This window comes from Cohnella rhizoplanae (genome assembly GCF_948329515.1).
Classification (GTDB): domain Bacteria; phylum Bacillota; class Bacilli; order Paenibacillales; family Paenibacillaceae; genus Cohnella; species Cohnella rhizoplanae.
This window is the reverse complement of record NZ_CAOJCN010000031.1, coordinates 49977-59952: the sequence shown is the minus strand read 5'-3', so window position 1 is coordinate 59952 and position 9976 is coordinate 49977. Positions and strand designations below refer to the sequence as shown.

6 protein-coding genes are annotated in these 9976 nt (G+C 62.2%); 1 reads left to right on the top strand and 5 read right to left on the bottom strand.

Annotated elements, in window-relative coordinates; genetic code table 11:
• Positions 1 to 664 precede the first annotated feature (664 nt).
• Both PQG80_RS26490 and speE read right to left on the bottom strand, forming a co-directional pair.
• Positions 665 to 2890: a methyl-accepting chemotaxis protein gene (locus tag PQG80_RS26490; protein WP_271754733.1), complete on the bottom strand. Its 2226-nt coding sequence runs from the start codon at positions 2888 to 2890 to the stop codon at positions 665 to 667.
• A gap of 212 nt (positions 2891 to 3102) precedes the next feature.
• Positions 3103 to 3930: a polyamine aminopropyltransferase gene (gene speE / locus PQG80_RS26485; RefSeq protein ID WP_090117678.1), complete on the bottom strand. Its 828-nt coding sequence runs from the start codon at positions 3928 to 3930 to the stop codon at positions 3103 to 3105.
• 168 nt (positions 3931 to 4098) lie between these two features.
• Here speE and PQG80_RS26480 point away from each other — a divergent pair, with 168 nt between their 5' ends.
• On the top strand, positions 4099 to 6204 hold the full coding sequence (locus PQG80_RS26480; RefSeq protein ID WP_271754732.1) for a transglycosylase domain-containing protein: 2106 nt from the start codon (positions 4099 to 4101) through the stop codon (positions 6202 to 6204).
• A gap of 360 nt (positions 6205 to 6564) precedes the next feature.
• On the opposite strand, the gene PQG80_RS26475 is transcribed toward PQG80_RS26480, so the two are convergent.
• From PQG80_RS26475 to PQG80_RS26465, 3 genes are all read right to left on the bottom strand, one after another.
• Entirely contained in the window at positions 6565 to 7080 is a 516-nt protein-coding gene (locus tag PQG80_RS26475) for a YwhD family protein (RefSeq protein ID WP_271754731.1), read from the bottom strand.
• Positions 7081 to 7263: 183 nt separating this feature from the next.
• Entirely contained in the window at positions 7264 to 8091 is an 828-nt protein-coding gene (locus PQG80_RS26470) for a hypothetical protein (protein WP_271754730.1), read from the bottom strand.
• A 156-nt stretch (positions 8092 to 8247) separates the two neighbouring features.
• Positions 8248 to 9945, bottom strand: a complete 1698-nt coding sequence (locus PQG80_RS26465) for an ABC transporter substrate-binding protein (protein WP_271754729.1) — start codon at positions 9943 to 9945, stop codon at positions 8248 to 8250.
• Between the last annotated feature and the right edge of the window lie 31 nt (positions 9946 to 9976).

Genomic DNA, 9976 nt, shown 5'->3' with positions numbered 1-9976 from the left:
ACATTTTCTCTCCGGCGCCATTAAGCCGATAAATATTGCGATTTAGGGAGAGAACCCCGGGTTTTGGACGAAAGTGTCCAAGGTTAGGGGGTTGAACCGCTGAGCGCTTATCTCCGGCCCGGGGCCGCGGCGCGCGGGCACGTTAGTGCCCAGATGCGCTTATCTCGGGCCTGGAGCCACGGCGCGCAGGCACGTTAGTGCCCAGATGCGCTTATCTCAGGCCTCGGGCACCGTGGCGCGGGCGCGTTAGTGCCCGTATGCGCCTATCTCCGGCACGGGGCTGCGTTGGCGCGGGCACGTTAGTGCCCATATGCGCTTATCTCCGGCCCGGAACTGCGTCGCGCGGGCACGTTAGTGCCCAGATTCGCTTATCTCCGGCCCGGGGCTGCGTTGGCGCGGGCACGTTAGTGCCCAGATGCGCTTATCTCAGGCCTCGGGCACCGTGGCGCGGGCACGTTAGTGTCCAAATGCGCCTATCTCCTGCCAGGGGCCGCGCCGCGCGGGCACGTTAGTGCCCAGATGCGCTTATCTCAGGCCTCGGGCAGCGTGGCGCGTGCACGTTAGTGCCCATATGCGCCTATCTCCGGCCAGGGGCCGCGCCGCGCCTCCACATCAAAAAGCCCGGAACCGGCAGCGTCTCGCGACGCGCTCGTCCGGGCTTCAATTATCGCAGCCGCGTCTCCGTCAGTTGGAACTGCCCTACCAACTGCTGCAGGAACGCAGTGATGCCTTCGACGCTGTGCGAAGTGTGCCGCACGCCCGTGATCTCCCCGAGCAGCGACTGCACCTTGGTCTCGACCTCGGCGGAGATGGCGCGGTTTTCTTTGCTGACATTGGCGATCTTCTCCATCAAGGCGACGACCTCGTCGACGATCTGCGACTTCATGGCGTCCTCCGACTTGGCGGATCCCAGCGTCTCGGAGGCCACGGCGACGAGCTGCGTGCCTTCCTCCACCACGCGCGTGCCTTCTTCCATGGACGTATAGGCGAGCTCCGCGTGCTCGTAGATCTTCGCCACGATGCCGTGCACCTCCGCCGTCGAGCGGCGCGTCGAGTCCGCCAGCTTGCGGATCTCGCTGGCCACGACGGCGAATCCGCGCCCGTGCTCGCCGACGCGCGCCGCCTCGATGGACGCGTTAAGCGCGAGCAGATTGGTCTGCGCCGAGATCTCTTCGATGACGCCCAGCACGCTGCGGATCTCCCCGGCCGTATCCATGAACACGCGTATCGTGCCGTTGGTCTGCGCGACGCGGTCCGAGATCTGCGACATTTTGCCGCCGATCCGCTCGACCTCGCCCTGCGCGACCGCGATCTGCTCCGCGGCCTTGCGCTCGAGCATCGCGAGGGTCTCGCGCATCTCGCCCGCCACGTCCTTGGCGACGTCGATGTCCTTGAGCTGGCGCCTGAGGCTGCGGATCATGTCGTGGATCCGTTCGCTCACCCGCTCCGTCGAACCCGCCGTGGACGCGGCGGACTCGTACATGAGCCGCTGGCTGCTGGACACGTCGGACGCTGCGAGCCGCACCTGCAGCATGATGCCCTCGAGCGAATCGATCATATTATTGATCCACTTGGCCAGGTCGCGAATCTCGTCGTTGTCGTAGTCGGAGGTTCGAATCCGCTGCGTAAGATCGCCCTTGCCCTCGGCATTGATCCGGATGAACTTGCTCAGGTTGCGCAGCGGCTCGGAGACGCGACCGTCGGCCCGCCGCTGGACCAGCGCGATGCCGGCCCAGCCGGCCGCCAGCGACAGCGCCAGCTCGCAGACGGCCATCCAGAACGGAGATACCTCGGACGCCAGATACCCCATTAGCGCGGCGGCAGCGGCAGAAAAAGCAACCGCTCCGATCCATAGAGGCTTCGTGAGACGCACCGATACGCTGCGGATCCGGTACACCTCCTCCAGATCGCCCTCGCACATCATGCCCCAGCGGTCCGGGCAGTGCGGGAGCTCGAAGGTCACGCCTTTGCCGATGACGGGGATGTGGCGGTAGTCCGAGTAGCCGGGAAACTCGACGAAAAGGTTGCTGCCGTTGCGGATCGTGTTCGCGACGCCCGGATGGAGCCGTCCGGTGGCCGGGTCGGTGAACATGATCTCCAGCTCCGTATGTTCCTTGACGGAGACGACGCCCCAGTCGGTGGTGACGCCGTCCTTCAGATTCTCGCCGTGGGTGAAGGTGCGGTCCTCGAACCGGCTTCGCGACAGCGCGGTGCCCGGCGCGATATGCAGGTTCAGCGACGGCTTCGCCATGAACAGGTAGTTGTCGCCGGAGTCCGGGTAGACGTGACCGGACTCGCGCTGGATGAGGTCTCCGATGACGTCGTTCGGCACCCTGCCGCATAGCGCGCCCTGCCACTGCCCGCCCGCCGCGATCGGCAGGATGAAGAGCAAGGTCATCTTGTCGTGAAAAGCGGACGAACGAGGCCCGATCGCCTCCGTCAACGGATCCGGGAACGGACCGAACAAGCAGGGCCGCGCGGCATCGCTCCCGCTCCGTGCATAGTCCAAGCCGGCCGCGAATCCCGCATCGGTCCCGTAGGCTCGCCCCGTGTGCGGCGTATACGTCGAATACGAGACCTCCCCCTCGCCGTCGAGCAAGAAAATCTCCGTGAAATCCGTCGCCCGCGTATAGGCCGAGCCGACCAGTTTATCCAGCACCTCGGGAGCGATCCCTTCGCCGGACCGGGCGTTGCCTATGCCAACCGAACGCAGCTGCTCCAGCAGCCGGTCCAGATGGCGCCAGTAATCGGTCGTCCAATCCTTGAGAAGCTGCATCCGCGTCTCGGCGATGCCTTCGAATATCTCCTCGACATCGCGTTTTAACTTCCTGTTGAGCCTGTACGACCACCATAACGGGAGACCTTTTTTCACTCCGAGCCAGTCGAACATGCCACCCACCCCTTTTTCTATATATGGTGTTAGTAATTATATCATCATTCGACAACGCTTTCCTTAATTTTCCGAACATTCTACGGAAGAAATGAATTAATGTTATGATTTTTGACGTAAACAACTGGAAGAACAAGAAAAAACCCGTCTCCTGTGCGGAAACGGGTCGAATAATCAAAGATACTTAACACAGCGATCGCGGAGAACCGTGATTACTTGGTCAGATCCTCGACGAACTTCGGCAGAGCGAAGGCTGCGTGATGCAGGCGGGGCGTGTAGTACTTCGTGTCGAGCTCCGGCAGCTTGGACGCGTCTACCTGGAGCGGATCGTGCTTTTTGCTGCCCATCGTGAAGGTCCACAGACCGCTCGGGTAGGTCGGGATGTTCGCCGTGAACACGCGCACGATCGGGAACACTTCCTTCACGTCGCGATTGACGCTCTGGATGAGCTCGGCTTTGAACCAAGGGTTGTCCGTCTGGGCGACGAACAGGCCCTCTTCCTTGAGCGACTCGTAGATGCCTTGGTAGAAGCCGCGCGTGAACAGATGAGCCGCGGGGCCGACCGGCTCGGTCGTATCCGCCAGAATGACGTCGTACGTGTTCTTATGATCGAGAATATGCTTGAAGCCGTCATTCACCTGCACGTCGACCCGCGGGTCTTCGAGCTTGCCGGCGATCGAGGGCAGGTATTGCTTGGAGTACTCGATGACCTTGCCGTCGATGTCGACGAGGACCGCCTTCTTGACCTTCGGATGCTTCAGCACCTCGCGGATGACGCCGCCGTCGCCGCCGCCGACGACCAGCACCTGCTCCGGATTCGGGTGCGTGAACAGCGCAGGATGCGCGACCATCTCATGGTAGACGAACTCGTCCTTGACCGTCGTCATGACCATGCCGTCCAGCACCAGCATGTTGCCCCACTCTTCCGTCTCGATCATCGCCAGCTCTTGGAAATCCGTTTGCTCGTGCACGTATGTTTGCTTGATCTTCGCCGTAATGCCGAAGTTTTCGGTCTGCTTTTCGGTGTACCACAATTCCATGGAGGACATGGGATCCCTTCTTTCCTGTCGGATTCGACTGAACAAGTTGTATTATAGGGGATCGTGCGTAAAAAGCAATGCGGATTTGGACGGGGCTGGAATAAGAGGAAGCCGACTTTTCCATAATAAGGGGTGATCGTGCGAACGGAAAACGAAGGAGGGGTCGAAATGGATATGCGTACGGGCGGAAGCGCGCCGGTGCCTGAGGTGCCTGCCTCGGCAGGCATGGCAGCCCAGTCCGAACGCGGAGCGGGCCGCAAGCGGGCGGACGGCGGCAAGCGACGCCGGCTCGGATGGCGAATGGCGCTCGGCATCGCCTGCCTGCTGATCGCGGCCGTCGTCGCCGCGGCCGAACTCGCGCTCCGGTTCGGCAGCCTGCCGATGGCGGAGATGCCCCAATCGACCCGAATCTTCGACATGAACGGCCAGTTGCTCTCCTCCCAACAGGGCGGCGTAAACCGGCGGACGGTGGCGCTGCGCGACATCTCGCCCTGGCTGACGAAGGCGACGCTGGCGATAGAGGATCGGCGGTTCTACTCGCATGCCGGCGTCGATCTGCGCGGACTCGCGAGGGCGGCGTGGGTGGACGCGCGGCACCTGTCGCGCGAACAGGGGGCCAGCACGCTGACGCAGCAGCTCGCGCGCAATCTGTACCTGAGCCACGAGCGCACCTGGACGCGCAAGGCCAAGGAAGCATGGTACGCCGCGATGCTGGAGCGCAAGTACAGCAAGGACAAGATACTAGAGATGTACCTGAATCAGATCTACTACGGCAACGGCGCGTATGGCGCCGAAGCCGCGGCGCAGCTGTATTTCGGGAAGCCCGCGTCGTCGCTCAGCCTGGCCGAGGGCGCGCTGCTCGCCGGCATCCCGAAGGGACCGCGCTACTATTCCCCGTACACGCGGCTGCCCCAGGCGCTCCAGCGCCAGCGCATCGTGCTGCAGTCGATGGAGGAGAGCGGCGCGATCGATGCGGAGCAGCGGCGGCAAGCGCTCGCGGAGCATGTCGTCATCCGGCCGATGCCCGACAATCGCGGACAGAGCGCGCCCTACTTCGCGGATTACGTGCGGAAGCTGGCGGCCGGCAAGCTCGGCATCGAGGAGCGGCTGCTGAACGAGGGCGGGCTGCAGATCTATACGACGCTGGACAGCCGGATGCAGCGCGAGGCGGAAGCGGCCGTGGAGAAGCAGATGCCCAAGAACAGCCAGCTGCAGGCGGCGCTCGTCTCGATCGATCCGTCGACGGGATACATCAAGGCGATGGTGGGAGGCCGCCATTACGTGGATAATCCCTACAATCGCGTGTTCGCGGCCACGCGCCAGCCCGGCTCTTCGTTCAAGGCGATCGTCTATGCCGCAGCGCTCGACAGCCGCGCCGTCACCGCGGCGACGACCTTCCGCAGCGAGCCGACCGTCTTTTACTACGACGACTACCGCAAGGTGTACCGGCCGAGCAATTACAACGACCGATACTTCGGCGCGGACATCGGCTTGCGGCAGGCGATCGGCGCCTCGGACAACATCTTCGCGGTGCAGACGCTGATGAAGACCGGCCCCGAGTCGGTCATCGCCATGGCGCGCAAGCTCGGCATCACCGCCAAGATGAACGCCGTGCCGTCGCTCGCGCTCGGAACGTTCCCGGTGAGCCCGTACGAGATGGCGTCAGCCTACGCCGTATTCGCGGCCGGCGGCGTGAAGCGCGAGCCGACGGCCATCCTGCGCATCGCCGACAGCGCCGGCCATACGCTGTACGAAGCGCACCCGGAGGCCAAGCAGATCGTCTCCCCCGCGCTATCCTACGTCCTGACCGACCTGCTGGGCAGCGTGTTCGAGCCCGGCGGCACCGCCCGGCGCGTCGCGCACCTGCTGCACCGGCCGACGGCGGGCAAGTCGGGCACGACAAGCTCCGACGCCTGGTTCGTGGGCTACACGCCGGACCTGGTCACCTCCGTCTGGGTCGGCTACGACAAAGGCAGGGCCATCACCTCCAGCGAAGCGCACCGGGCGGCCCCCATCTTCGCGGAATACACGGAGGAGGCGCTGGCCGGTGTGGAGCCGCACGCCTTCGCGATGCCCGAGGGCGTCGTCGCCGCGGACATCGATCCCGCCTCCGGACTGCTCGCGTCGGCGGCCTGTCCGGCGCGCGTACACGCGGCTTTTCTGGCCGGCACCGAGCCGACCGGCACCTGCGGCGAAGATCCGGAGGCCGCGACGAGGGACGACGGCGCGCCGAAGTCGCTCTGGAGCAGGCTGCGCGGCTGGTGGAAGAGCTAGCGTGCCAGGTGCACAACCTCACAGCACCATGCCATGGGCTGCATTAAGACGTTGGCGCATCTCTATTTCTGGTGTGGGGCAACTTTTCCAACAAATAAGAAGTTGACGCATCACTATTTCGGACGCGACACGAATTTTCGGTCAATTAAGACCTTGGCATATCGCTATTCGGGACTTGAGGCCGTTTTCCGGTAAATAAGACGCTGACGTATTACTACTCCGGGCAAAACCGGCTTTCCCGGCAATATGTACGTTGGTGAATCGCCTTATAGACAAACAAGACTGCCGCAGCTCGCACAGGGGCCCCCTGTCGGCACGGCAGTCTTTTTAACGGCATTTAAATTTAAGCCAATTGATCCTTTAAGCCAACTGATCCTTCAGCGCCTGCGGCGAACGATCCCACCACTCGATGTTGTGCGATTGCAGCAAGTTGCGCAGCGCCGCCTTGTCCTGCTCGCCCAGCTCCTCGAGCAGAAACTTGCGCTTAAGCGAGCGGTCCATGCGGTTCACGTGCTCGGCCAGCAGCTTCCAGCCGCGCCGCGCTTCGGTATCGATCAGCATCTCGCACGCGGCTGCGCCGCCGTAGAAGCTGCCGCGCTCGTCGCGGTCGACGGCGACCCAGACGATCCACACTTGGCGGCCGTTGGGGACGTTTTCTTTTTCGGGCGAGAACTTGATGCCCTTCTCCACCTTGCTCTTGGCGTGCATCGCTCCTACGTCGATATACGCCTCGCCGCCGTCGATGATGACGGGCGACACCTGGCTCAGATCGATGCTGCCGGCGCCGAAGCCCTTATGCTCTTTATTGCTCACTACATTCAGCGCCAGCTTTTTCTTTTCCGGCTTGGGCTGCTGATCGTTTGCGTTTGTATCCACCTGTAATCCTCCATCCGCACGGGTACTGCTTTTATTGTAGCGAAAAGCGGTCGAAAATGCATCCGCCCTCGGATCCCGGGCGAGGACCGCGGCGGATCGCCCGCCCCTCCCGCCAGCGCCCCTGTCCGGCGTACGCCAATAGCGCCTTCCGGAGGGGAAAGGCGCTCTCGTTCAAAAGTCTGCTTAATATTCGGGAATGGCGATCTTGGCGAACACCTTGCCCGCCGTATCCTCCAGAGACTGGACGACTGGCGAATAAGCCCCGTACATCAGCTTGTACCTTGTCTTCAGCAGCGCGACCGCAGGCGCGTCCGCAGACGACGCTGCCACGATGCGCTGCACCGCCGTAATTTCCTTGACGCCGTCACCGTCGAGATCCCCGATATCGTACTTCGAGACCGGCTCTACCCGCGCTTCTCCCGCTGTCCCGCCGTGCAGCACCGCAGCCAGACCGCTGACCGGATCCTTGAAGCGTATCCCGCCGGACGGGTCGCGATCCAGCTCGTACCGCCGTTCGAGTTCAGGATCCGTGAAGGAAGGATCCGTCACGTCATATAGGGGAAGGTACCGGTTGAAAACCTCATAGATGCCAAGCCCAAGCGCCCCTTGGTTTGCGCCGGCGCCTTTGCGGTAGATCAGCAGCTCCGGTTCCCCGTCGCCGTTCACGTCCTCCAGCTTCGCCGCGGGCGTCTTGGCGAACGCGACCTCCGCGCCTTGCATCAAGGCGAAACGCGTCGCGCCGTCCTGCGAGATGCGCCAGCGAATAGGCTGACCGCTCTCGTCCAGATCGGCATAGATGGCAATATGTGCAGAACTCGCAGCCCAGTCTCCCGATGCCGCGGTCCCGGAATACACCTTCTCGCTCTTCGCGATCGGCAGCGTGCCCCCTTCGGAGACGGCCGGGGCGAGGGGCGGAGCCGCAAATTGCGGTTCGGCAGCCGCAGCGGCGGCCGACGTTGCGGTCAGCGCTCCCGCTGCCAGCAGACTGAGTACCGGTTTGGTCCATTTCATGTCCATCCCTCCTCGTATAAGAGTGTGTACCCATTATATGAGGAGGGCCAACCTTATAGACTTGCTTGTCCACGCAGGGGCGGTACGAACATACTCGCAGCGCATAGTGAAGTCCGCCGCTCGGCGGCATCGCGCTTCGCGGCGGACCTATATCTTTTATTCGTTCCAGAGTTTAATGCGTTCCTGAAGCAACGCGCTGAACTCTTCTTCCATCTGATGAACGCCGGCTTTCTCCAGATCGGCGATGAACTCCGCCCATACTTCCTCGAAGCGCTCCGGCTTCGCAAGAATCATCTCCGGCACTTTTTTCTTCACGATATCCTCGCACTTCTGGGCGATGACAGCCGCATCCGAGTCCTGAGGAATGTTGATCTGCCACGCCTTGCCCCACGGCTTGATCGGGAATTCGCTCTCCGCCGGATACAGGTCCTTCCACATCTTGGCCCCGTAGCCTGCCAGCACGTCCTTCTCGACGTCGGTATAGTTAGCGATGATCGTGTCGATCGAATCCGGCGTATACGTCTGGCCGGACGGATCCTTCACGCCGATGCCGTACTGCGGGAACGGGAAGCCGTAAACGCCGATCCCGGTTTTCTTGAAGTAATCCGGGTCGCTCTTGCGCTTTTCCATTTCCTCGGGCGGGATGACGCGCTTGCCGTCTACGACCCGGTAATTCTCGCCTTCGATGCCCCAGTTATTCAGCACCTGCGCCTCGTCGGACGCCAGCCAGTCGAGGAATTTGATCGCCCGTACGGGATCTTTGGCCGTCTTGCTGATGCCCACGCCCCATCCCGCCGAATAACCGGCGCTTTGGAAATCGGCATACTTGATATCCTCGTTCAGCGTGATCGGATACATACCGTACATTCGCTCCGGCTTATCCTGTCTCAGCGCCTTCTCCGAATCGCCGTACTCCCACTTCGCGTCCGCTAGCGCCAGCACACGCCCCGATGCGATCTTCTCCGCGTACTGGTCGTACTTCTGCACGAAGCTCTCCTTATCGAGCAGCCCGATGTTGTTCATGTGATTCAGCCATTTGAAGTACTCCTTCTCCTCCGGCCGCATGTAGTGGAAGACCGCTTTCTGCGTCTCTGGATCCACATACCATTCGCCGTCGTCCGGACCGCCGGAGGCGAACAACGCCGGATTGGTGACGGAAATCTTGTAGCGCCAGTCGTCCGCCAGAATGGACAGGCCGATCGTCGGCTGTCCGTCGATCGTCGGATGCTTGTCCTTGTAGGTCTTGATGGCGCTCTCAAAATCCTGCAGCGTCTTGAGCTTCGGATACCCAAGCTCCTGCACGACCGCATGCTGCAGCTCGAAGCCGGTCTCCGGCGTCCAGCGCTGCTCGTTCACCCCGTAAGAGCCGACGAAGTAGATGGAGGGATCCTCCTTGCTCCAGCGGAGCCGCTTCAGGTAAGGGCCGTAAAGCTTCTTCAGATTCGGGCCGTACTCCTCGATCAGGTCCGTCAGGTCCAGATAGGCGCCCGCGTCGACGAGAACATTCTCGTTGCCGTGCCCGTAGATCAGATCCGGATATTCGCCGCTCGCCGCCATAAGAGAAACTTTTTGTTTCTCGTCGCCGACGACGAACTCCATTTGCAGCTTGACGCCCGTCTCCTCCGTAATTTTTTTGCCGACGGGACTCTCCATGTTCTCGTAATTCGGGTTCGCTTGCGGCATGTACATCGTTAACGTAATCGGCTGTTTGTCGTCCGCCGAGGCGGCGCCGGACGCGCCGCCCGATGCCGCGGATTGCCCTTCGTCGCCGGAACTGCATCCAGGGGTCGCAGCCAGCGCTACCGCGAGCGCCATGCCGGCCCACGCAGGCCTTTTCCATCTCTTGACCTTCATCTTTTTAACCTCTCCCTTAACTCATGTAGAT

What these genes read in the sequence shown, in the direction of transcription:
- PQG80_RS26490 (WP_271754733.1), bottom strand. Translation starts at nt 2,890, where the DNA reads ATGTTCGACTGGCTCGGAGTGAAAAAAGGTCTCCCGTTATGGTGGTCG.
- speE (WP_090117678.1), bottom strand. Translation starts at nt 3,930, where the DNA reads ATGGAATTGTGGTACACCGAAAAGCAGACCGAAAACTTCGGCATTACG.
- PQG80_RS26480 (WP_271754732.1), top strand. Translation starts at nt 4,099, where the DNA reads ATGGATATGCGTACGGGCGGAAGCGCGCCGGTGCCTGAGGTGCCTGCC.
- PQG80_RS26470 (WP_271754730.1), bottom strand. Translation starts at nt 8,091, where the DNA reads ATGAAATGGACCAAACCGGTACTCAGTCTGCTGGCAGCGGGAGCGCTG.
- PQG80_RS26465 (WP_271754729.1), bottom strand. Translation starts at nt 9,945, where the DNA reads ATGAAGGTCAAGAGATGGAAAAGGCCTGCGTGGGCCGGCATGGCGCTC.